The sequence below is a fragment of the Salegentibacter profundi genome (genome assembly GCF_054121475.1).
Window position 1 is genome coordinate 328,147 of the sequence record NZ_JBSYGG010000003.1, and the last position, 23,652, is coordinate 351,798.

The 23,652-nt window shown below is 38.5% G+C and carries 20 protein-coding genes; 13 read left to right on the top strand and 7 right to left on the bottom strand.

Annotated features, from left to right (window positions below; all coding sequences use genetic code 11):
- Nucleotide 1 precedes the first annotated feature (1 nt).
- The 6 genes from pdhA (at nucleotide 2) to ACW6NC_RS06445 (ending at nucleotide 7,025) form a co-directional block, all read left to right on the top strand.
- On the top strand, nucleotides 2-988 hold the full coding sequence (pdhA, locus tag ACW6NC_RS06420) for a pyruvate dehydrogenase (acetyl-transferring) E1 component subunit alpha (protein ID WP_457864505.1): 987 nt from the start codon (nucleotides 2-4) through the stop codon (nucleotides 986-988).
- Nucleotides 985-1,971: an alpha-ketoacid dehydrogenase subunit beta gene (locus tag ACW6NC_RS06425; protein ID WP_457864507.1), complete on the top strand. Its 987-nt coding sequence runs from the start codon at nucleotides 985-987 to the stop codon at nucleotides 1,969-1,971. The genes pdhA and ACW6NC_RS06425 overlap by 4 nt, the downstream gene beginning before the upstream one ends.
- The gene (locus ACW6NC_RS06430; RefSeq protein ID WP_457864509.1) at nucleotides 1,968-3,194 is read left to right on the top strand and encodes a dihydrolipoamide acetyltransferase family protein; all 1,227 of its coding nucleotides are present in this window, start codon (nucleotides 1,968-1,970) and stop codon (nucleotides 3,192-3,194) included. The genes ACW6NC_RS06425 and ACW6NC_RS06430 overlap by 4 nt, the downstream gene beginning before the upstream one ends.
- Nucleotides 3,191-3,436 carry an acyl carrier protein gene (locus tag ACW6NC_RS06435; RefSeq protein WP_457864510.1) on the top strand — a complete coding sequence of 82 codons (246 nt, stop codon included), beginning with the start codon at nucleotides 3,191-3,193 and terminating at the stop codon, nucleotides 3,434-3,436. Before ACW6NC_RS06430 ends, ACW6NC_RS06435 begins: the two co-directional genes overlap by 4 nt.
- A 273-nt stretch (nucleotides 3,437-3,709) precedes the next feature.
- Nucleotides 3,710-5,965 (top strand): catalase/peroxidase HPI, encoded by a 2,256-nt coding sequence (gene katG, locus ACW6NC_RS06440; protein WP_457864511.1) that lies wholly within the window; start codon nucleotides 3,710-3,712, stop codon nucleotides 5,963-5,965.
- Nucleotides 5,966-6,089: 124 nt separating this feature from the next.
- Nucleotides 6,090-7,025, top strand: a complete 936-nt coding sequence (locus ACW6NC_RS06445; protein WP_457864513.1) for a c-type heme family protein — start codon at nucleotides 6,090-6,092, stop codon at nucleotides 7,023-7,025.
- 186 nt (nucleotides 7,026-7,211) lie between these two features.
- Here ACW6NC_RS06445 and ACW6NC_RS06450 read toward each other — a convergent pair whose 3' ends face one another.
- From ACW6NC_RS06450 to ACW6NC_RS06465, 4 genes are all read right to left on the bottom strand, one after another.
- Nucleotides 7,212-7,700: a YqiA/YcfP family alpha/beta fold hydrolase gene (locus ACW6NC_RS06450; RefSeq protein ID WP_457864515.1), complete on the bottom strand. Its 489-nt coding sequence runs from the start codon at nucleotides 7,698-7,700 to the stop codon at nucleotides 7,212-7,214.
- A 72-nt stretch (nucleotides 7,701-7,772) separates the two neighbouring features.
- Complete coding sequence (locus ACW6NC_RS06455; protein ID WP_457864517.1) at nucleotides 7,773-8,297, bottom strand: HD domain-containing protein; 525 nt, start codon at nucleotides 8,295-8,297, stop codon at nucleotides 7,773-7,775.
- Between the two features lie 357 nt (nucleotides 8,298-8,654).
- A complete protein-coding gene (locus tag ACW6NC_RS06460) occupies nucleotides 8,655-8,843 on the bottom strand; it encodes a carboxypeptidase-like regulatory domain-containing protein (protein ID WP_457864519.1) in 189 nt (62 codons plus the stop codon).
- Between the two features lie 259 nt (nucleotides 8,844-9,102).
- On the bottom strand, nucleotides 9,103-11,526 hold the full coding sequence (locus tag ACW6NC_RS06465; protein WP_457864521.1) for a TonB-dependent receptor domain-containing protein: 2,424 nt from the start codon (nucleotides 11,524-11,526) through the stop codon (nucleotides 9,103-9,105).
- A gap of 196 nt (nucleotides 11,527-11,722) precedes the next feature.
- Between ACW6NC_RS06465 and ACW6NC_RS06470 the strand changes: the two genes are divergently transcribed.
- The 5 genes from ACW6NC_RS06470 to ACW6NC_RS06490 all read left to right on the top strand — a co-directional run bounded on the left by ACW6NC_RS06470 (nucleotide 11,723) and on the right by ACW6NC_RS06490 (nucleotide 16,114).
- Nucleotides 11,723-12,925, top strand: coding sequence for a sensor histidine kinase (locus ACW6NC_RS06470; RefSeq protein ID WP_457864523.1), 1,203 nt, complete (start codon nucleotides 11,723-11,725; stop codon nucleotides 12,923-12,925).
- A 1-nt stretch (nucleotide 12,926) separates the two neighbouring features.
- Nucleotides 12,927-14,021, top strand: coding sequence for a sensor histidine kinase (locus ACW6NC_RS06475; protein ID WP_457864525.1), 1,095 nt, complete (start codon nucleotides 12,927-12,929; stop codon nucleotides 14,019-14,021).
- The gene (locus ACW6NC_RS06480) at nucleotides 14,002-14,769 is read left to right on the top strand and encodes a LytR/AlgR family response regulator transcription factor (protein WP_457864526.1); all 768 of its coding nucleotides are present in this window, start codon (nucleotides 14,002-14,004) and stop codon (nucleotides 14,767-14,769) included. The genes ACW6NC_RS06475 and ACW6NC_RS06480 overlap by 20 nt, the downstream gene beginning before the upstream one ends.
- A gap of 86 nt (nucleotides 14,770-14,855) precedes the next feature.
- Nucleotides 14,856-15,005 (top strand): hypothetical protein, encoded by a 150-nt coding sequence (locus ACW6NC_RS06485; protein WP_457864528.1) that lies wholly within the window; start codon nucleotides 14,856-14,858, stop codon nucleotides 15,003-15,005.
- Nucleotides 15,006-15,313: 308 nt separating this feature from the next.
- Entirely contained in the window at nucleotides 15,314-16,114 is an 801-nt protein-coding gene (locus ACW6NC_RS06490) for a universal stress protein (protein WP_457864529.1), read from the top strand.
- Nucleotides 16,115-16,202: 88 nt separating this feature from the next.
- Here ACW6NC_RS06490 and ACW6NC_RS06495 read toward each other — a convergent pair whose 3' ends face one another.
- Together ACW6NC_RS06495 and ACW6NC_RS06500 are read right to left on the bottom strand one after the other, a co-directional pair.
- Nucleotides 16,203-16,949 (bottom strand): hypothetical protein, encoded by a 747-nt coding sequence (locus ACW6NC_RS06495; protein ID WP_457864530.1) that lies wholly within the window; start codon nucleotides 16,947-16,949, stop codon nucleotides 16,203-16,205.
- Between the two features lie 371 nt (nucleotides 16,950-17,320).
- Entirely contained in the window at nucleotides 17,321-18,286 is a 966-nt protein-coding gene (locus ACW6NC_RS06500; RefSeq protein ID WP_457864531.1) for an ion channel, read from the bottom strand.
- 736 nt (nucleotides 18,287-19,022) lie between these two features.
- On the opposite strand from ACW6NC_RS06500, the gene ACW6NC_RS06505 reads away from it, so the two are divergent.
- Nucleotides 19,023-21,362, top strand: coding sequence for a multicopper oxidase domain-containing protein (locus ACW6NC_RS06505; RefSeq protein ID WP_457864532.1), 2,340 nt, complete (start codon nucleotides 19,023-19,025; stop codon nucleotides 21,360-21,362).
- Nucleotides 21,363-21,546: 184 nt separating this feature from the next.
- On the opposite strand, the gene ACW6NC_RS06510 is transcribed toward ACW6NC_RS06505, so the two are convergent.
- Complete coding sequence (locus ACW6NC_RS06510; RefSeq protein ID WP_457864533.1) at nucleotides 21,547-22,074, bottom strand: sigma-70 family RNA polymerase sigma factor; 528 nt, start codon at nucleotides 22,072-22,074, stop codon at nucleotides 21,547-21,549.
- Between the two features lie 552 nt (nucleotides 22,075-22,626).
- On the opposite strand from ACW6NC_RS06510, the gene ACW6NC_RS06515 reads away from it, so the two are divergent.
- Nucleotides 22,627-23,544 (top strand): DMT family transporter, encoded by a 918-nt coding sequence (locus ACW6NC_RS06515; protein WP_457864535.1) that lies wholly within the window; start codon nucleotides 22,627-22,629, stop codon nucleotides 23,542-23,544.
- The last annotated feature ends 108 nt before the right edge of the window (nucleotides 23,545-23,652 follow it).

Sequence of the window (23,652 nt, forward strand, 5' to 3'; positions counted from 1 at the left end):
CATGAGAACTAAAGACCAATTAAGCACCAAAAAAGCACAGAAACTTCTCTATCAACTTCTTCTGATCAGAAGATTTGAGGAGAAAAGTGCCGAGCTTTACACAAGGGAAAAAATAAGAGGCTTTCTCCATCTTTATATAGGAGAAGAAGCAGTGGCCACAGGGGTCATTCAGGCCCTTCAGCCTGAGGATTACGTGCTGGGCACTTATCGCGAACATGCCCATGCCCTTGCCCGGGATGTTGAAGCCGGAGCCATTATGGCTGAGATGTATGGGAAACAAGAAGGATGTAGCAGGGGTCGCGGCGGTTCCATGCACATTTTTGATAAAGAGAGAAACTTTTTTGGCGGGAGTGCCATCGTGGGTGGCCATCTCCCTCTGGCTACTGGAATGGCCCTTGCCTCCAAAAAATTAAAAAAAGACAATATCACCGTATGCTTCTTCGGGGAAGGGGCAGCAGCGGAAGGCATATTTCATGAAGCCCTTAACCTGGCTGCTCTATGGAAAATTCCAGTACTTTTTGTTTGCGAGAACAACCTCTATGCTATGGGTACGGCCCTTCGTTATTCTCATTCAGTCCAGGAAATAGAAAAAAAGGGACAGGCCTATGGAATAGAATCTAAGGCAATAGACGGAATGGACTTGCTCAAGGTAATGACTGCGGCCAATAGAGCCGTGGAACTGGTCAGAAAATCAGGTAATCCCTATTTGCTGGTGTGTAACACCTATCGTTTTAGAGCGCATTCCATGTTTGATGCGGAGTTGTACCGAGAAAAATCGGAAGTGGAAGAATGGAAAAAACGAGATCCCATTCCGAAGTTTAGGAAATATTTACTGAAGGAAAAATTAATAACCGAAACACAACTTCAGAAAATAGAAGAAAGGCTCAAGGCTGAAATTCAGAAGGCAGTCGACTTTGCCGAAGCAGGAACCTGGGAACCTATTGAAGAACTTACAAGATTTGTCTATTCGGAAAACCCTGCATCATGAGTGAACTGAATAAATTAACATACCGTGAAGCCCTGAAAGCAGGGATCAGGGAAGCCCTACTCAATGACGAACGTGTATTTCTCATGGGTGAAGATGTTGGCCGCTATGGAGGAGCCTTTGCCGTGAGCAAAGGTTTACTTCAGGAATTCGGCGAAGATCGTATTATGGATGTCCCGCTATCTGAAGCCGGTTTTTTAGGTGCGGGAATCGGAGCCTCTCTGGCAGGGGTAAAACCTATAATAGAAATAATGACCGTAAATTTCGCGTTACTGCCAATGGATCAGATAGCCAATAATGCCGCCACTTTATTACATATGACTGGAGGACAGTTAAATGTACCTCTGGTTATTAGGATGAGCGCGGGGGTAGGAAAACAGCTTGCTGCACAGCATTCACACAGTTGGGAGCCTTTATTCGCTCATATTCCCGGTTTGATTGTTGTTTCGGTGGGAACTCATGAAGATGCGAGAGGTATGCTATCAACAGCCCTGAAAAGCCCTGATCCCGTACTCATTTTTGAATATACTTCCATGCTGAATTTGGAAGCTGAAATATCCGCCGATGCCAGTGCTAAAAATATTTCCCAGGCAAAAGTACGTAAGGAGGGTAAGGATATTTCTATTATCACTTATGGAATAGGAGTTTACAAAGCTCTCGAGGCCGCAAAACGGCTCTCGAAAAAAGATATTGATGCTGAAGTCATCGACCTAAGGGTTCTTCGACCATTAGATGAAGATTGCTTCATAAAGTCGGTTACCAAAACTCACCGGGCATTACTGGTAGAAGAAGCCTGGAGCACCATCAATATTTCTTCGGAAGTCAGTGCCCGTCTTATGGAAAAAGCTTTCTATGAATTGGATGCTCCCGTAAAAAGATTAGGTGGGGTCGAAGTACCTATCCCTTATCCCCTACACTTGGAAAATGCTTCGGTTCCGCAGGTCGAAGATATTGAAAAAGCAGTAATTAAAATACTCAGACCATGACAGCATTTTTAATGCCCAGCCTTGGGGCCGATATGGAAGCAGGAATACTGGTAGAATGGAAAAAGAAACCGGGTGATCAACTCAAACCAGGAGATATCATCGCTGAGGTGGAAACTCAAAAAGGTCTAATTGAAATAGAAGTCTTTGAGACGGGGATCCTTGAAGCATATCTTATCGAAGAGGGAGAGAAAGTACCCGTAGGCACACCCATGGCAAAACTCAGATCTGAAGGTGCTTCTGAAAAGAGCTCCGGCACACACCCCATAGAGGAAGAAGCACAAGCCAAAAAAAGCACATCGACTATTTCTACCACAAGTATTTCTAGAAAAACGCCTACAGAAGAAATAACTTCAGAACAAAGCTCAAGAATTAAAGTTTCTCCCCTGGCCAGAAGTATTGCCGAAAAAAATGATATAGATCTCTCAATGATATCCGGAAGCGGCGAAGGGGGGGCTATCATAAAGGCAGATATAGAAAAAGCCTTAACGGTAAAAAAGGAGAAAGGAGAAATATTCAAAACAAAAAAAATAAGTGATGTATCATCAACTATGAAAACTTCTTCCCAAGAAAGTATTCGAGCTGCAGTGGCCTCAACCATGAGCCGGTCCAACCGGGAAATTCCGCATTATTATTTAGAAAAGAAGATAGATATGTTCGAGGCAATGAACTGGTTAAAGGAAACCAACCGGCAACGAGAAATCTCAGAAAGATTATTAACAGTCGTACTGTTGGTCAAAGCAGTAGCAAAAGCACTGGACACCACCCCTGAACTCAACGCAGTTTGGGATGATGGCCTGAAGCTTAAGAATGAGATAAACATAGGTTTTGTGATCTCCCTACGAGCTGGTGGTTTATTGGTGCCGACCATACGCAATGCCGATTGCAAAAGCCTGGAAGAGATTAGGGTAGCCCTAAATGATATCATTCCGCGAGCCCGTGCCCTGAAACTGCGCAGCTCGGAAATTAGTGATTCCAGCATTACCATTACAAGCCTAGGAGAAAAGGGTGCGGATAAAGTCTTTGGAGTGATCTATCCACCCCAGGTCGCAATTATTGGCTTCGGAAGTATATTGAAAGAACCACTGATTCGTGATGACATGCTGGCCCTCCGACCTGTAATTCATGCAACTCTGGCTGGAGATCACAGAGCCACAGATGGTCTTACCGGCAGCCGATTCCTGGAAGCTCTGAATATTCATTTACAAAATCCCGATTTATTATGACGCGCCAAGAAATAAAATCAAACATCCTAGAATTGCTTAAAAAGATAGCACCTGATACAGACCCTGCCAACCTCCAACCCGATGATAATATCAGGGAAGCACTCAATATTGATTCTTTCGATGCCTTGCAATTCCTTGTAGCTCTGAATGATAAACTCGGGATTGATATTCCCGAAGAAGATTACGGGAAGACTGTTACGCTTGGTTCACTGATTGATTACCTAATGAAAAGATCAGCGTAACTATTAAAAAAATTCAATTTGCTTGTTTCCTGTCATGCTCAGGGTAATGAGTATTTCCCCAGATGAGCCAAAAAAGCAAAGGATATTAAAGATTATGATAACCAAAGGTTCACAACATTGAATTCCTCATTTTTTATATTTCCTTAATCTCCTAAAATATTAAGAGCAGCCATAGTTTTTATCTAAACACCATAGTTATTAAATATAAAAACACAAAATCAATAAGGAAAAATTATAGTATTTTTAGATTATAAACCGCTAAAACTTTAAAAAATGGATAGAAACAATCATTCCAACAACCCTGACAGCCACAAAGTATGGGAAGTCAATGAATCGAGCCGCTGCCCCTTTATGGGAGGAGCTGTCGAAAAGACGGCCGGAACAGGAACAAGTAATCGCGACTGGTGGCCTGATATGTTAAACCTTCATATTTTAAGGCAACATTCCAATTTGTCTAATCCCATGGGAGAAGATTTCAATTATGCCGAGGAATTTAAAAGTTTGGATCTTGCTGCCGTTAAGAAGGACCTTAATGAGCTCATGACGGATAGCCAGGATTGGTGGCCGGCCGATTACGGACATTACGGACCATTTTTTATTAGAATGGCCTGGCATAGCGCAGGAACCTACCGGATCGGTGATGGTCGTGGAGGCGCGAGCTCCGGGTCTCAGCGTTTTGCACCCCTCAATTCTTGGCCGGATAATGCCAACCTGGATAAAGCACGATTACTCTTGTGGCCAATTAAACAAAAATACGGAAGGAAGTTATCCTGGGCTGACCTTATGATTCTCGCAGGAAACGTAGCCTTGGAATCCATGGGGTTGGAAACCTTTGGATTTGCAGGAGGTCGTCAAGACATCTGGGAACCTGAAGATGACATTTATTGGGGCTCTGAAGGAGAATGGCTCGGCAATAAAGAACGCTATCAAAAAGAAAATCTGGAAGATCCATTGGGAGCTTCCCACATGGGACTTATTTACGTCAACCCGGAGGGTCCTAATGGCAATCCTGACCCTATTGCTGCTGCAAAGGATATCAGGGAGACCTTCGGAAGAATGGCAATGAATGATTATGAAACCGTAGCACTGATCGCCGGTGGACATACCTTTGGAAAAACCCATGGAGCTGCTGATGCTGAAAAATATGTTGGAGCAGAACCTGCCGGAGCAGGAATTGAAGAAATGGGCCTTGGCTGGAAAAACAGCTTCGGCAAAGGAAATGCCCAGGCCACCATCACCAGTGGAATTGAAGGAGCATGGACGCAAAAACCTACTCAGTGGACAAACCTCTTTTTAGATAATCTTTTTGGCTTTGAATGGGAGTGCCACAGAGGACCAGGAGGAGCCTGGCAATGGAAACCAAAGGACAATGCCGGTGCAGACACTGTGCCCGACGCTCATGAGCCTTCGGTTAAACATGCTCCTTTTATGCTGACCACTGACCTTTCCCTAAGAGACGATCCGGAGTATAGGAAGATATCAAAACATTTCCACGAGAATCCAAAGGAGTTTGCACAGGCTTTTTCTAAGGCCTGGTATAAATTAACCCACAGGGATATGGGTCCAATTTCTCGTTACCTGGGACCTGAAGTACCTTCTGAAGAACTTATCTGGCAGGATCCAATTCCAAAAATCGATTATGAGCTGGCCAATGATAATGACATTGCAGGACTGAAGAAAAAAATCCTGAGTTCAGGTATCTCAGTCTCAGATCTTGTAAGAACGGCCTGGGCTTCGGCTTCAACCTTCCGCGGCTCTGATAAACGTGGTGGTGCCAATGGTGCCAGAATTCGTTTTGCTCCGCAACGACACTGGGAAGCGAACAACCCTCCGCAACTGCAAAAGGTCATTCTAAAACTTGAAGAAATTCAAAAGGAATTCAATGAGGCACAATCCAATAACAAAAGAATTTCCCTGGCCGACCTTATCGTTCTTGCAGGAAATGCCGCCATTGAAAAGGCAGCAAAGGAAGCGGGACATGATATCGAGATACCTTTCACTGGCGGTCGCGGCGATGCGTTAGAAGAACAAACCGACGCTGAAGCCTTTGAGCCTCTTGAGCCTCGGGCCGATGGTTTTAGAAATTACATCAAGCATAAGGAAAATATATCCACTTCTGCAGAAGAGATGCTTATAGACAAAGCTCAGCTACTGACGCTTACCCCGCCAGAGATGACGGTTTTAATAGGCGGAATGCGCGTATTGGATACGAACTTTGATGGGTCTAAACATGGAGTCTTCACAAAACGTCCGGGCCAACTCACCAATGATTATTTTGTTAATCTGCTGGATATGCGTACAACCTGGAAATCATCCTCCGATAAGCAAGACCTGTTTGAAGGCAGTGACAGAGCTACCGGAGAGAAGAAATGGACGGGGACCAGAGTTGACCTCATTTTTGGATCAAACTCAGAACTTAGAGCTCTGGCAGAAGTTTACGGTTGCAGAGATTCCCAGGAGAAATTTATCAAAGACTTCATTAAAGCTTGGAATAAGGTGATGAACCTGGACCGCTTTGACCTAAAATGATTCCAATCTCCAGTCTTTAAAAAAGGTGGCCGGATTTTATGGCCACCTTTTATTGATTCCAGAAAACTTCAGCTCCTTTTAAACATTATTCTTTAGTATCTTTAGATAAGAAATCAATCAAAAGATGAAAAGAATAATATTATTACTGGGTTTAGTATTTTTAGTTAGTTCCTGCAAGGACAAAAAAGACACCTACCTGCAATCCGAAATTTTAGCGGAAGCCGAATCTCAGGAGCATCCTGGAAAGGCATTGATGGAGCAATATTGTTACGCATGTCATAATCCGGATAGCCAGAACCGTTTAGCACCACCGATGAGTATGGTACAGAAATATTATTTAGAAGAAGGTATTACGCAGGAAGATTTTATTGCCAATATGATGAATTTTGTGCAGGAGCCTACAAGAGAAAAGGCAAAAATGTACGGTGCTGTCCGAAACTTTGGACTTATGCCATACCAGGAATTTCCGGATTCGGCCATAAAACAGATCGCCCAATACCTCTATAAAGCGGAACTACCTCAAGCCCCTGGCCACCGCGGTGAGGGTTTAGGGAGAGGGATGGGAAAAAACATCCAGGCTAACACCCTTGCCAAAACAGGCATGGATATCGCCCAGGCCACCCAGCAGCAGCTGGGAAAAAACCTAATGAAAGCCCTAAATGATGGAGGCCCGGTCCATGCGCTAAATTTCTGCAATGCAGAAGCTATTCCAATTACTGCCAAAATGGAGAAGTTGCACAATGCGGATATTAAAAGAGTATCAGACAAAAATAGGAATCCAGGTAATGCCGCCAATAAGGAAGAAGAATACTATATTAATCATTTCAAACAGAATCTTAAAGAAGGTAAAGAACCGGCACCGGTAGTGATTCCTAAAAACGGGAAGAATAAGTTCTACTATCCTATAGTGACCAATCAAATGTGTTTGCAATGTCACGGGAAGCCAGAACAAATGAAACCAGAGGTGTTGAAAAAAATCAAGGAACTTTATCCAGATGATAAGGCACTGGGGTATTCAGAAAATGAAGTGCGGGGGATCTGGAGCATTGATTTAAAGTGATTTCTAACTTGGTCCTCCTTATTGCAAAAGCAGCTAAATGCCACCTGAAAGAGGCTATTATAAGGTTGTCCTCAGGGCTATGTTTTGACAATAAGGTATAGCGTCCAGAAAGAAAATGAAGGGAGAAATAAAGACCAAGAAATGGTGAAAACAAGTCAAAGCAACGAATCTAAATACCACGATAATTCATATTTTTTTAAAAAAGCTTTTCAGCTCTTCTTCAAAGCAATCCAATGATACCCTGTGCTCCATTTCAGGTCGCAGGTGTAAATACAAATCTGCTCCCCGGTTCAAATGTTCTCCCAGGAAATTTAAGGTATCGGAAGGTTTCACTACTGGATCCTGCTGCCCAATAACCAATTGTTTCAGGCGTGGAGAAATTTCGATATTTTCGGGTACCTCCTGAAAAGTAGATCGGTTTTTTAAAGCCGGATTAAACAAAAGGGCTGGTACATTCAATTTTTGAGAAATATAATAACCGGCAAATCCCCCCATACTACTACCTATTACAGCCCCAAATTGGATATCGGCATATTTCCCTAGTACCCATTCTATGGAATTTGGAATATTATAATAATCGATATTGGGAGCAAAGACCTTTCCGTATTTCTGAAGTCGTACCCGTTTAGCTTCATTGAGTTTACTTTCGAGTCCGTGCAAGTATAGAATTTTCATTTCTCAGGATTTTAATTTTTTCAAGCAACTCTAAATTTAAGCTTTAATACCGACAGTTAGTGATAAAAAAAATCAGTGCTCTCTTAGCTGAATGATTCCGCGTTGTACTTCATAACAGGCCCTCATAAGTAATTTAAAATCTCCACCTTGCAAAGCTTCGATAAGGGCCTCCATTTCACGGATATATTTACGAGCAAAACCCGGATCGTTATTAAGGATATCGCGGGTATTGTCTATCACATCAGCAAGCTTAATAGTCTTGGCCTCTGTGCTAATCTGCCCTTGTCGCACCACCTCTTTTTGTTTACGTTGCCTTCGGTTAAGATGAGGATATTGCTTTTTTTCATATTCATCTGTTAGCTCTTCTACAAGTAATGCTATCCTTCGGCCGAATCTTCGTTCTATATCCTGAAGGGAGACCGGAGTATCTTCTACCACATCGTGGAGGTAGGCCGCGCAAATCATTTCTGTGGTATGAGGCACACTTCTCACCAGTTCTGCCACACGGATGGGGTGTTCTATATAGGCTTCTTCGGAATATTTTCGCTGTTGATCTCCGTGTGCTTTCCGAGCGAATTCCAAGACCTGTTTTTCCATTTTTTCTTTTCAAGATAAAAGTTTTTCAGAAAAAATCGCAAGGATCAAGACAAAAACCAAGAATCTCGTGCTTCAACCCAAGGCTAGCCATGAGCCCCAGACTGTGCGCTCCATTAAGCTTCAGATCAGTTCCCAGTCTTAGCGAAGGCTCCAAACTTTCACTTATTTCTTCTACCAGCTGATCGAGAAAAGATTTTTCTTCGCCGGCAAAGATTCCGTATTGATGTTAACCCTTTGCATAACCCCGAGGTCCAGGTTAAAAAATGTATTCCATCTTTCTTTTTGAAAGTTCAGGTTGACTGGTTGACCTCCCCGTTTAAGAGTTGTAATTCGTTATACTGGAAACCTCTGAAGGCCCTACCTGAATTCACCGTCAGGATTGGTGGTTACACCGCTTACCAGGGTAGAATCTGGTAATCGCACTACCGATACCGTAGCAGATGGCACCGATTCCTGGTTTTGATCTACAAGGAGTCCGTGAATAGCGTTTTGCCCCAATAGATTCTGAGCTAAAAAGATTAATACCAATAATTGAAAGGATTTCATCACTGATCATTTTTTGATTGATGTAATTGAATCTTACTCGATAAATTTTTCATGTTCTGGTCCCTTCCGGAAACTGATGATGGATGGGGAGTAAGACCTTGAAAATAATTTTGAGTTTAGAAAAGACAGACTGATTTCCAGGGTTGCCCTCTTCATAATAATGACTTTCCCATATTTAAAATGTTGCGTCAAAGTCTTTTTAAAAAGATCCCGGATTTTACTCCGGGATCGGGATGATAGTTGTATCCGGAAGAAAGGTTTAATTGACCCCTGCTCTATCCATTTCTTCCAGGGTATCTGTAGAGCGGGCTTTCTTTTTAGTATTCCCTTTGTTGAACTTGTAACGAAGGTTTAAGCTTACAGCTTGATCGTTGAAATATTGATTTACATTGAACTGGCTTTGCCCGATTTGAGAGGTGATCTTCAGGTCCCTACTTCTGAAGACATCGGTAAATCTCAAGGTCACGTCCAGATTATCATCCATAAAACTTCGTTTAATTCCTGCGTCTAACCACTGCATAGGTTCAACAGCATAAATCCCTATAGATAGTGGACCTTGAAGGCTAGCATTGAGTTCCAGTTTAAGTTCTGCAGGCAGATTGATCTGGTGATTAGATTGCAACAGGTAGAAAAAGGATTCATTTACCACATTAGTTCCATCAATTTTGGTATTATTATCCTGATAGTTCATTACCAGGGTGTTATTGGTATTCCAAAAGGATGCTATTTCTACCGGGGCCAGAATGCTGGCCATATAAGCGGTATAATTATCTATATTACCACCGGTAATTCTGGTAATACCTGTTTCCTGGTCCAGATAAAAGATTTCGGTATGGTAATCATCAATGCTTTCATACTGCAGGTTCAAATTATACTTTCCGAAGAAATTCTGGTTTATGCTAAATGAATTTGAAAACTGTGGCTTTAGATCAGGGTTTCCTACCACAATATTATAAGGATCAACAAAGAACATAAAGGGATTTAACCTATCGTAAGCTGGGCGTTTGATTCTGCGATTATAGGAATAAGTAATATTATAATTTTCACTTACTTGTTGGTTAAGCTGCAGGTTAGGGAATAGCTCAAGGTAGTCCCTTTTATTGTCTTCTTCCATAGAAGCTGAAATTCCCAGGCCGTTAGTTTGCTCCAATCTTAACCCGGCATTAAGACTCCAGGTTTCGTTAAATTGTTTGGAATAACTTGTATAGGCGGCGTAAATCTCTTCTTCATAATGGAAACTATCGCTATTTTCAGGCAGAAACACTCGTGCCCCATCTTCTCTTAGGTAGAAATCCAGATTTGACTTAGAGGTTACCTTACTTGCCTTTAACCCAGCTTCAAGATTTCCTCCATTGCCAAGAGGCATATTAAAATCAATCTTCCCGGAAAATATATCATAATGAGAGAAGGATTCATTGAATAGGATCTCATTTTTAGAATCGGAATCAGGATAGAAATAGTCATTATAGAATTCGGAAAAAATATCCTTTTCCAGAAATGCATAATCCAGATTAGTGGATAGACTAGTTCCCAGAGTATCGAGGTCCATTTGGTAATGAAAATTGATTCTGCCGTTGTACACATCCTCAGTTTCATAATTTTCTGAACTAATATCGGCCAGTTTTTTAGCGCTGGAATCAAACAACTCAGAGTCGGTGAGCCACTCATCATCTGCCTTAGAGTAACTGAATTGTGCCATCACGCCCAGGCTATGGGACTGGTTTAAATCCACATCACCTCCAGCCATCAGCGAAGGCACCAGCTTTTTATGTTCTTGACGTCCCATTTGATTTGTTCTGGCAATTGTACCTCCTTCGGGATAGATACGTTCCATTTCAGCATCGCGAATGGTGCCTCGTTCCGAAAGGTCAAAATTTAGAAACCCTACCCAATCACCTTTATTTAAATTGAGAGTGATACCACCGTTATACCGATTTGGTTTACCATTTGTATATCCGGAATAAACACTTCCATTAAAGCCGTCCTTACTATTCTTTTTGAGGTTGATATTTAAAATCCCGGCACTCCCCTCTGCATCGTACTTTGAAGGCGGATTGTTCATCACCTCGATGCTTTTTATGTTTTCGGCAGGCATAGATTCAAGAAGATTTTTCAAGTCTTCCTCACTCAGATAGGTAAGGCGGCCATCAAGCATGACCGAAACGCCACCTCTTCCGTTAAGCTTAAAATTTCCATTTTGATCGGCAGAGACTCCGGGTGCCCTCACCAGCATTTCGTAGGCATTATTTCCGGCGGCAAGGGTAGTTCCTTCCACCTCCATAGTTACATTTCCGTTCTCAACCTTCATCCTGGGTTTCCAGCTTTTAAGCATCACCTCATCCAGCATGGTAGTTTCTTCTCTAAGCAATATTACTCCTAAATCGTAATTAAAATCAGGTCCTGAGACCTGGAGCTCATCAGAAAAATTATCGGCATAACCAATGGCCGAAAATTTCAATACATATTTACCACCTTCAGAAGGTTTTAATGTAAAATTACCTTCTATATCAGAGGTAGTTCCAGTTACCAGGGTGGAGTCCGGCAGTTTAATTACAGAGACCGTAGCAAAAGGTACAGTCTCCTCTTTTTGATCTTCAAGTCTGCCGGAGATTCCCTCCTGTGCTAACGCAAACTGGCTAACTAATAAACAAATACTAAAAAATAAATTTCGATACAACTTCATCACTTTGATCTTTAATGGGTTAATACTCATTTGATGCCTCAAAGATGCAGTCTAACCCGTCCTTAATAAAGTAGATTCTGTTGAAGCGGGAAATCAATTGCTTGAAACGGGATTTGGGATCGTTGAAATGGAAAGAAATTTCTTGAAATTACCTGAAATTGCATTCTAAGAGTTGAACCTTCAATATTGAGAAAGCATGAAGTCGCTGAAAAAGCTATTAATTCTTTACATTTACCTAAAACAATTAATAAAGGCACCAATTACCACCGAAGGACTACATAAGAATTTTGTTTACGAAGAAAGTCTGCAAAAAGAAAATTCTAAAGGCTGGCTGAGGAAACTAATACTTAAGGCACTAATAACTAGTATACTGGTATTTTTCATTATTGTCTTTCTTCATCATGGAACCCTGTTTTTTTATAAAGATGGTACATCGGTTTTTAATAGGGTAATGTTTTTTGAGTTGACTGCCACTTTTGTTTTTCTTCTTTCGGTTTTTTTGGTTCATCGCGGCATATCTTCATTTTTGAACCTTAAGATGAGTAATACGCATACCGCACTGAAGAGCAGCGTAGAAGCAGTACTGGTAATTTTAAGTGCAATATTTCTTTTGTTTATTACGGTTTTAATTCCCTTTTATTTGGTATTTCCTGAAATTGAGGTCATAGATAAAAAGCTTAGACTTAATTATATTTTTATGGCTACCCTTGCCCTCTTCTTTTATTATTTTGTAGAGAGAGAACAGAGTAAACGACGTTTGCAGAAAGAGTTATTACGTAATGCAAAATTGCAAAAAGAGAGTTTTGAAGCACAATTACAGTATCTTCGCAAACAAATGAATCCTCATTTTCTATTCAATAGCCTGAATGTTTTGGCTACTTTAATTCGAATAGATCAAGACCGGGCGGTAAAATTTGTTCAGAAACTCTCAGAGGTATACCGGGCCTTCCTACAAAACAGTGAAAAGGAACTGATAAGTTTACACCAGGAATTAAACGTGGTTAAGGCTTATAATTATCTCCTCAAAACCAGGTTTGGGGATGCTATTGCTTTTAAAATTGAAATTCCCAAAGAAAAAAAAGAACTGTTCTTGCCCCCTGGGAGCTTGCAAACGCTCATCGAAAATGCGGTTAAACATAATGGTTCTACTAGGAAAGACCCGCTGGTTATTAAGGTTTTCACTAAAAATGATGGTTTAGTTGTTACCAATAAAATAAAACCCCGAAAATCAGCAGCTTTATCCACTCAAACAGGATTAAAAAATCTCATCAACCGGTATAAATTTCTCACCGAAAAGAAAACGTCTTTTCAAAAGACCAAGGGATATTTTATTGCAGAAATTCCTCTATTAAAATTAGAATCCAAAGATGCAATAACCGAAAAAAAACAAAATCCTTAGAGTGAACCTCCCTAAAAAATATGGTCATTTAAATACCTTACCTCAAAATAAATACGGGGTTTGGGTGAAAAATATTATTGTAGCCACTCTGGTTACCTTAGTATTATACTTAGTCTCCATATACATTTCACATGGAACTGTATTTATACCTCTTGATTACACCGTTTGGATTGAATTAATTTTAAGCATCTGTTATTTTCTACTTCTTTTCTGGTTATACCCTAAAATTTCAAGACTCATTCATTCCAATCCTTTTCAAAGCCTTAACAGACTATTTACCAACTTTGTGGAGGGTTTTATTGTTGTTTTAGCTACAGTATTTTTAACGGTGGCCATTAAATTGCCTTTTTTATGGGTAATAGTGGTATGGGTTGAAGAAGTAGAATGGTATCCTGATGCTGTCAGGAGAGGTTTTGTTATTCATGCAATTTCAGGCCTTTTCTTCTATTATTTTGTAGAGCGAAACAGGATAAGGAAACAACTTCAGCAGGAACGACTGAATGCTGCTCGCCTGGAAAGGGGAAAATTTCATGCTGAATTACAGAAACTTAAGGAACAGGTGAACCCTCATTTTTTATTCGACAACCTGGAAGTACTCGCTCCCCTTATCAAAAAAGATAAGGAGGAAAGTGTTAAATTCGTAGAAAATCTTTCTGAAGTATACCGCTCTTTTTTAGCCTCAGATGAAAAAGAGCTGGTTTCCCTTCAAGAAGAACTACAAACACTAGAAGCCTATATTTCCCTCTTAAGGACACAATTTTCTGATGCTATCGAAGTTAAACTGAACATTACCAAACTTGGCAATAGTTTATCTCTACCGGCGGGAATTTTATTCTCTTTGTCCAACCAATTGATAAAAATGAAAGTACCCAGTACTAAATTAAAAATGGAATTTACAACTGAAGGGGATATCCTAAAGATAAGTTGCGGCAGATCATGCAAAAAAGATTCATCTCACCCTGTGGAAATTGAGCAGATCAGCAACCGGTATTCCATCTTTACCAATAAAAAGCCTGAAATTTTCTCCATTGAAAACCAGGTTATTATCCAGTTACCTTTATTAAAGATTGAAAATAATGAAAGTAGTAATTATTGAGGACGAAAGTTTTGCCGCGAAAGCTTTGGAAACAATGATCCTGGAGTTAAGACCTGAAACGCAAATTTTAGAAGTACTCCCAAGCATTGAAGAAGCCGTAGCATGGTTTGGAGTCAATTCTCAACCGGACCTGATTTTTTGTGATATCCACCTTTCTGATGGTAACAGTTTTGATATTTTCAAAGAGGTTAAGCTTGAATGCCCCATAATCTTCACTACAGCCTTTAATGAATATGCCATTGACGCCTTTAAGGTAAACAGTATCGATTATTTGTTAAAACCAATAAAAAAAGAGGAACTATCCAAGGCAATAGCAAAATATGAAAGCCTAACTAACAGAAGTTTTAATATACAGATAAACAATTTAAAAAACATGTTGCAGGATGTACAAGAACCTGCTTCACCGAAAAAGAGGTCCCGATTCATGGTGAAAAGCGGCCAAAGTATACAAGTGATTCCTACCGAAGAAATAGCCTATTTTATAGCCGAAGACGGCATTGTGCTATTAGTGAATTTCGAAGGAAAACGATTTGCGGTGAATAATAGTCTGGACCAATTGGAAGAACAATTGGATACACATAGATTCTTTAGGGCAAATAGGCAGCTTATCGTAAGCATAAGCGCAGTAGAAAAAGCTGAAAGTTATTTTAAAGGAAGATTACTCCTACGCACAAAACCCGAAACTGCTGGGGATCAGGTAATAAGCAGCAATAAAGCATCCGCTTTCAGACAATGGTTAGAAATGTAACGCGCATTAAAAATTACACAAACTGGGGGTTTTCCCCTATTTTATTTCAAAGGTAATTCTATTAATTTATTCACTCCCCAAAATTCATGAACCGATCTGCTGTAAATATAACAGACGATATGGATCAGAACTTTACACCACTTAACTGGATCAAAAGACATTACAAAGAACTTACTGCCATAGGCATTGTGGTTTTTGTGATCATCTTTGTGACCGTATTTTTAAATGTGCGATAGCATCATTTAAATTTAAACCTGGTAAGTTACAGGTAGGACTCACCCTTAATCTATACCCGGATGCAGCTATCCTTCCGGGGTAGATTTTTTGTTTTTTCTTTTAAAAGTTTTTTTAAAAAATCTACTGCCCAGACGACCAGGTCTATAATTTCCAAAAAAGCCGCCAGTATACCGGCATATTTAATTGACTCATTCTAAAGCATTCTCTTTACTGCGGAGGTTTCGTAAAACAATTAGTAAATCTCGACCTGATCATAATCATATTCTTGTACCAATGATTATAGTATGTTTGTTTTCAAACCATTAAGATGAACGTTTTATTACTTTCAGACTTTTCCGAGGTTGCGATTAATGCCACCCATTATGCTATGGACCTTTTAAGAGAAGAAAAAGTCAATTTTACACTATTGAACATCTACGTACCAGATCCTAATGCATCTGAAACAGAACGGGAGATAAAGAGAGCAGCAACTAAAGCAAAATTACAGGAAAGAGTTGATAAGCTTAGAGAACGTTCCGTTGAAAGACCCCATCGGGTATTCGGACATTATGAAGAAGATAATCTGGTAAATACCACACGGAACTTCTTAAATAAAAACAATATTGATCTTCTGGTAATGGGAGCTGTCGGAAAAAACATGCGATATTCTACGATTCTTGGCGACCACACTTTCGAGATCATTTCCAAAATCAAGTGTAATCTATTAGCTGTTCCAGAAAATGTTCAGTTCAGGGAGATCAAAGATATCCTTATGCCAATTGATTATTCGGTTACCCTGTCTGCAAGAAACCTGAAATTTTTGAAAAACAGTGTTTTTTTGGATAATACCCGACTCAATGTATGGGAATTAGGGGATACTATCGACCCTGAGCAGAGAACCCAGAAAACTTCCACTTTCGAAAGTCTAGAACAAATGCAGGTAGACTTTTTTAAGCTAAACGATGTAGAGAGTTATGACCAGAATACCTGGAATGAACTTCAGAAAAAATTTGATGTTATCTGCCTGCTGGCAAAAAATATTAAAATTTGCAGGCATATCATGCATTCTAAGCATGGTTTTTATATAACCGCCCCTAACAGATTACCTATCTTTATTTTACACGATTAAAAGGATCGCGCTGCCGGAATGGTATTATTTCATGCCTTAATAAATTTACCAACAAAAAGTAACTTTAAAATTCTACTATCAAAGGATCTTAATTTGAACAATTATTATTTACCATATCCTCAATACTGGGATTATAGCCATTGGACCGGGTAATAAAGGAGATCGAGTCTTTGTTTTCGCTCACAAAGGTTGCCAAACCGCAAAAATCTTTTAAAGAATCATTGGAATAAATTCTCATATCAGATGAATTAGAAATCCCTTCAAGCCCATTTATATTAATTAAATTAATATTATTAAGGAGTAAGAGTTGGTGCACCTCTTTTAAATTCTCCAACCCGTTTAAATCGCTCAAGAGAATATTATCACTTAAAAAAAATTGTTCCCCTATTCTTTCCAATCCCTGTAAAGCAGTTAAAGTCTCGAGTTTATCATTATTCTCAATTCTTAGAATATTTGAAATATTTATCAAATACTCAATACCATTTAATGTCATGAGCTGGGGATTATTTTTAATTTCCAGAAAATCTAAACTCTCTATTTTCTCTAACCCACTTAAGGACTTAAGATTACTGTTATTCATGATAATCACTCCACTTACCTTCTCTAAATTCTTCAGCTTACTCAAATCCAAAACTTCATAGGTATCCCGAATTATCAAATTCCCGTTTATAGATTTATAAACCCCAATATCAGAATCTTCCATATCTTCCATGGATTCAATTACCAGATTTCCTTCCAGATGGGTTATTTGTTCTATATTATCCTCATCACAAGAGATAGAAAGAAAAAGAAATGACATTAAGATTAGCTTCTTTAGTGTTCTTTTTTGGAGCATACATGGAGGTTTTATTCAAGTAAAGTTAATTTATTTATTCAATATGGGACTCCAAGTAGAATAACGCCCTCTGACCTAATTGCCTTTGATAACCAGACCGAATTTATTTCCGTGTAATTTCCGAAAATTTAAATTAATAGTAATCTTACTGGCTATCAACTCTATTACCACTCCTAGCTCCTTAATCACATTTCCAGACAAAAGATATTTGCAAATAAAACTAGAGAGGCTATTTTTATGAATAGGCCAGGTTCACTCTTAATGTCTTATTCTGATTCTTTCGGGACCTATTGTTTACGGCATCCTAAAAATTAGGATCTGTTTTCCAAAATAATCCTTGATTGGTATCCACATTGATATTATACAAATCCTTAGGTTTTTGAAAAAACATCATTCCACGTATTATTCTCGCTTTTTAATAATGCCTCCAAAATACGTCTCCGCTTATGTAGCTCCTTTGTGTTTATTTCTGATCTCAAGGGTGGAAAATCGAATGAATCTATTCTTCCTTTCTCTGACACCCTTGAAGCGTAATTGTTTTTAATATCTTCCAGAAATCCAGATAAAGAAGAGCGCAGCAAATTTAATTCCCTATGAAATTCCCCTGCTTCTTTAGAATGAATTAGGAAGGTTACTGCTTCATCTAATCGTGCTATATTCAGACTGAAACTATCCTTTTTTTTATATTGTCTATAGTAATGAATAACAGGATATGCGTGATGATTTACAGAATGTGCATCTATCATTTTCTGTAACTCTAAGATTTGTTGGTAGGCAAAGGAGGGATCAAGATCCAAAATACCCTTGGCCAATTCCCGGGGACTCTGCCCTAAATTATATATACTCTTAGAGAAGGTTCTCTTATTGACAAGGGCTGAAGAAACCGAAAGAAAGTAGGTCATTGCGCTTGTAAAGAAAATAAACCCAAAAAAAGAGAAGGTAGCTGTTATTAATTCAAATACAGGAGTGGTCGGTTTGAAATTTCCCATTCCTAAGGTGGAAAGGGTATAGCTAGCAAAGTAAAGCCGTTCCCAGTGATTAGCGATCCTGCCACTGCTATTTGTAATGGCTTCGGGATTGGAGGTATATAACAGGAAAAGTCCGCCCCAAATTAAAAGAAGCCAGAAAAACAGAATCATCAGGTTTACGAATAACCCGTTGTAATTGTAAGCCTTTCTCCCAAGGACCTTTACAACTAATTGGATCAGGTTATCCGCAAGGACTGAAACATTCTTAGAAATAAAGGCGTTACCACTCCCTGAAAGTGTAGTATAAAAAAAATCATGAATTGCTACTAGCAATAATGTGATCCCAATAATTAATAAAATTCCAGACATCTATTAATTTTTCTCTAAATTATAAAAATCCTGATAGCTTATCACCTTTTGCACTTCGGTCTTATTTTTCCAATTTTATTCGGTTTCACCACTTCAATGCTATCGCTCCAAACAATCTACAAAAGGTTTTATGAAAACATTAAAAAAAATTCATTTAATAAAATATAATTTTAAATGTCTCTCCTGCTATTATTTTGTTTTTATTAATTAAACAAGAGCAGAGTGATCCGATAGATACCAAAGAAAAAATTCCAGTGATTGCCGACCCTAATGTTATGATCGATATTCTCTTTGAATTTAACTATACTTCAATTGCCTCAAAAAAATCAATGGTCTGTAAGGTGGTATGCTGGATATCAAGAACAATAAAAAAATGATATTACGAAGAAGAAATAGAAAAAATAACAACCCAAAACAAAATAATCTATGGCAGCATGTTCTTATATGCTGATGAATGGGAAAACCAGCGCTGCTTAGTTTATTAGGAATATTGACAATTTCAGGGCAGATGTAGGAGAACCCAAAACAAAATAACTTGCTATAGAAATTATTGAAGCTCAAGAAAGAGAGACCGCTCCAATAAGAAAATAATTTATCGACTCAGGAATTAAGAAAAACAATAGATCATCATTTAGAAATGGTTGGACACTCCTCTTAAAAAACTTCTTTTTCCCTGAAATAAATTAAACCAAGTTGAGAGGAAGAAATTATTATAAAATTAAAAATTTAAAATGCTATGAGAAGTTTGGGCCTTTGGAGTTTAATCTTTTTTTGTAAAGTCGCTTTTATTTCTGCTCAGCAGGAACGCAATGCTTCAGTTGAAGGCAATGTAGATAACTGGCCTGTACATGAATACAACATTACTATAGATGAGCAAAAGGTAAACCTGACTGGTGACACCGTGAAAGCAATGACTATTAACGGGGGGATTCCTGGTCCAGTATTGGAATTCACGGAAGGTCAGTACGCTAAAATAAATGTGACTAATAAAATGGATGAGGAAACCTCAATTCATTGGCATGGACTTTTACTTCCAAATTTTCATGACGGGGTACCTTACCTGACCACTCCTCCCATTCGTCCAGGAGAAACTTTTACTTACGAATTTGCGCTAAAACAATCCGGGACCTATTGGTATCACTCTCATACTAGACTACAGGAACAAAGAGGTGTATACGGTGCGATACAGATAAACCCAAAAAAACCTGAATTTGAATATGATCATGACCTGGTTCTGACCCTATCAGACTGGATGGATGAAAAACCTCATCAACAACTAAAAAACCTGAAAAGAGGAAATGAATGGTACCTTATTAAAAAAGGGCAAATACAAAGTTTAAATAAAGTATTAAAAAAGAAAGCACTGGGAGCAAAATTAAAAATGAGCTGGCAACGAATGCCAGATATCGCAATATCAGATAATTATCATGATCTATTCCTGGTTAATGGTAAACCTAAACAAGAATATCCCCAATTCAAAGCAGGAGAAAAGGTTAGGGTAAGATTTGTGAACGCCTCTGCAGCAACTTACTTTTGGTTGACTTTCGGAGGCCAAACGCCTACTCTTATTTCCGCAGATGGACTAGATATAGTACCTATAAAAAAAAATAAAACCTTAATTGCAGTGGCTGAAACCTATGATTTCATTGTGACAATACCCGAAGATGGAAAATTAGGTATCAGGGCTACTTCTCAGGATGGATCAGGAGAATCAGTCACTTATCTCGGCAAAGGTCCAGTTATAGATGCTCCGGAAGTTCCAAGGCCAGACCTTATTGAAACGATGAAGCAAATGATGTCTATGGATATGAGAATGGGTGCCCCCGCTTCTAAATTCAGACCTGGGCAGGAGGATTCAATCAGGGTCATGAAAAAATATTCAATGGAAATGGATATGAGCGGTAAAAGTATGGATATGAAACATACTAATGACAATATGGGAGAGGAGGCCAATGAGGATATGGACGGAAAAATGGTTCATGAAAAATCAGCTGAGAAGGGTATGGAGATGGATAAAAAACCCTTGCCTGCTGAAGTTGTTATAGGTGACAAAATGAAGACCGCAGGTAATCCTCAGTTTAATTATGATTATTTAAAATCGTCAAAAAAAACCACGATCGCTGATGATAAGCCCCTTAAAGAAATGTTGTTCAACTTAACCGGAAATATGAACCGGTATGTATGGAGTATCAATGGGGTTCCACTTTCGGAAACCGACAAAATAAAAATTGAACAGGGACAAAAGGTAAGGATAACCCTTAACAACTTAACTATGATGCACCATCCTATGCACCTGCATGGTCACTTTTTTAGGGTAATAAATAAGCATGGGGAATACTCCCCTTTAAAACACACAGTCAATGTTGCACCCATGCAGAAAACGGTTATAGAATTTGATGCTAATGAATATGGGGACTGGTTCTTCCATTGTCATGTTCTTTATCATATGAATAGCGGTATGGCAAGGGTTTTTAGCTATGATACCCCGCGTGATGAACGCTTAAATAATTTTCCTTTAGCTAACTTAACCACTGAAGCCAATGAAGTATTTACTTGGGGTGAGGTTTTGGTGGGAAGTCATATGACAGAACTATTTGCAACAGCTTCCAATATTCGAAACCAGTTTATATTGAGAGGAGAATATGGATGGAATGAGAACTTGGAAGCCAGCCTCACCTATGAGCGTTATTTAAATGATTACTTCCGTTTATTCGGTGGAGTAAACCTTGAAAACGAAACGGAGGATAAGCTCGATGAGCTAGAAACAACAGCTATTGGAGGAATTCGATACTTCTTACCAATGTTGATTGATTCTGAATTACGTATTGACAATAAGCTCAGGCCCCAAATTGCACTTAGTGGAGGGTTAATGGTTTTTCCCAGAATAGGAATTTTTGGAGAATATGAATATCAAATGGATTTTGGATGGAATACTACGCTTCCTGATAATTCAAATTTTGAAAGCGAAGAAACCTGGCAAGCAGGCTTGGAATATGTGGCTGGAAAAAATATAAGGATCATCGCAAGTTACGATAACCGTTTTGGTGCCGGAGCTGGTTTATCCTGGCTATTTTAGCATTACCCTAGCCAGCTATTTCAATTGCGAAATTTCTAAAATTTTATTACCTAGTTTTCCCTCTATCAACTCCTTCAAAGTAAGTGAATGCCAATGAGTTTTTTCCATAGATAAAACAAAGAACTAATCCAGTAATAATTTTACCTGGTCCGATCTGAAATCATTCAGGGTGGAAGAATCTTCTTTAAATTGTATTACATATCGAGCAATCAGAATCTCCAGTTAATTTACCATTTTCATCAATTTCATATTTACAACATTCATTGAATTTTTTCTTTAGGATATTTTTTGCTCTTCTAATCCTTGCCTTTACATTCTCCAGGCTTATTTCTAATTGATTTGCCGCATCATTCTGCTTACAGCCTTTAATATATACCAGTTCAATTACTTCTCTGTAAATTTCAGGCAAGTCATTTATAAATTTATCAAAGCAGCATATATTCTTATATTTTGAAGAGGGAACCTCTTTATTTACAGTAATTTTATCCACATAAATGGATTCTTTATTGAAGTGATTCGCTATTTCATTTCTTGCAATTTGAAAAATCCATCCTTTAATTTTCTCTCCTTTTCTAAGATTAGAAAGGTTGTCATGAATCTTCATGAAAGTATTCTGAAAAATATCATTCGTGGCGTTTTTATCTTTCACTCTTTTAAGAATGAAAAAATATAATTCGTTTCCGAAATTATCCCAGATTTCTTTAGTCTCCATATATAAATATAATAAAGGTTAACCTACCGGCTAACCTTTATAGGGTTTAACAACAACTACATTTATCACACTCGCATGTGGTACATGGACAGTTGCTATCCAGACAGTTTATACAATTACATTTTTTACAATCACAATTAGTGCATTTACAATTATTCATAATATTAATGTTTTTATGGTTCTTTAAGTAGACCCTTAAACTCCGAAAAAGATACATTTAATATCATTTTTTTCATCGGGGTTACTCGTTATGACCATTCATTTTATTGTAAATCAACAATTTGAAGGTATCACATAAAAGATTAATTGGGTGAATGAAATATGAAATAAGTTTAATAGTATGTGACACATTGGTGATTAACTGTCGTTTTAAAATTAAATTTTCAGCCTGTTGTCGTAACCGGTGGCTATCTGGCTCAAAGTGAAGTTTACCCGGCGGGTACACCATGTTACCATTTGCTCCTATTAGATTGATTATAAAACAAATGAGTCACCAAACCCTTAGCAACAATTGTTGCAGTTGGCCAATAGGAAAGATGGTAAATTAATACCGTGAAATTATCTGATAAAATAAAAGGTGTTTTACTTGCTTTTGTTTCTGTTATCGCGGTATCTAATGTTTATATATTCAGTAAAGCTGCTCTAATGGAAGTTAGCCTGGCGCAATTTGGAGTATACTGGTTCGCAATCGGTTTATCCTGGATATTCTTCTATGGTTGTACCCAAAGAACTTTTAGATCATTAACGGCATTTGCCAGAAAAAACCTGAGTATTCTTTTAGGGCTGGGTCTTATAGAAGTTTTAGGAACATTTTTTTTCTTTAAAGCGATACATACCATAGCCAATCCAGCAATCACTTCCTTTATAGGTAATGTTGCTCCTGCCTTTGTTATCTCTCTAAGTTTTTTTGTTTTAAAAGAACGATTCAGCATCCAGGAGTTAATAGGTATGATACTCGCTATAATTGGGGCATTTATAATAAGTTACAAAGGTAACTCCGGATTAAGTGACATGTTTATAAATGGCACCCAGTATGTGATTTTTGCTAGTATATTTACAGCTTTTAGCGCCGTAATTATTAAAAAGAATATTCAGAAAATCAATCCAATAATACTGACCACCAACCGGAGTTTATTCTTACTGGTATTTTCAATCATTGGGTTGGTATATAATGAGGAAGCCTTAATAATAGGTGTTAAACCCTTGGTGAATATTTTCATTGGTGCTTCTCTAGGACCATTTTTAACAGTTATTGCGGGATATCTGGCCTTACAGTATATCCCATTATCCCAAAAAGCTATTATTAATAGCACCAAAGGCCTTTTTGTTTTATTTGGGGCTTATTTATACTTCGGAAAATTTCCTGAAACTATCGCTATTCTAGGAGGAATCTTAACTATTCTTGGATTATTGGTAATGGCGTTTGGAAAATCTAATTTTTTTCAAATCAAAAAGTCTCAGCATGTATAGAATATGAATTTGTTAGTATAAGACATAATCGTGCTTTTTAATTTTCCTTTTCACTTAAACTATTTTCCTAGTCAAATATTTGTCAACAAGGCATAAAAAAACCCGTAA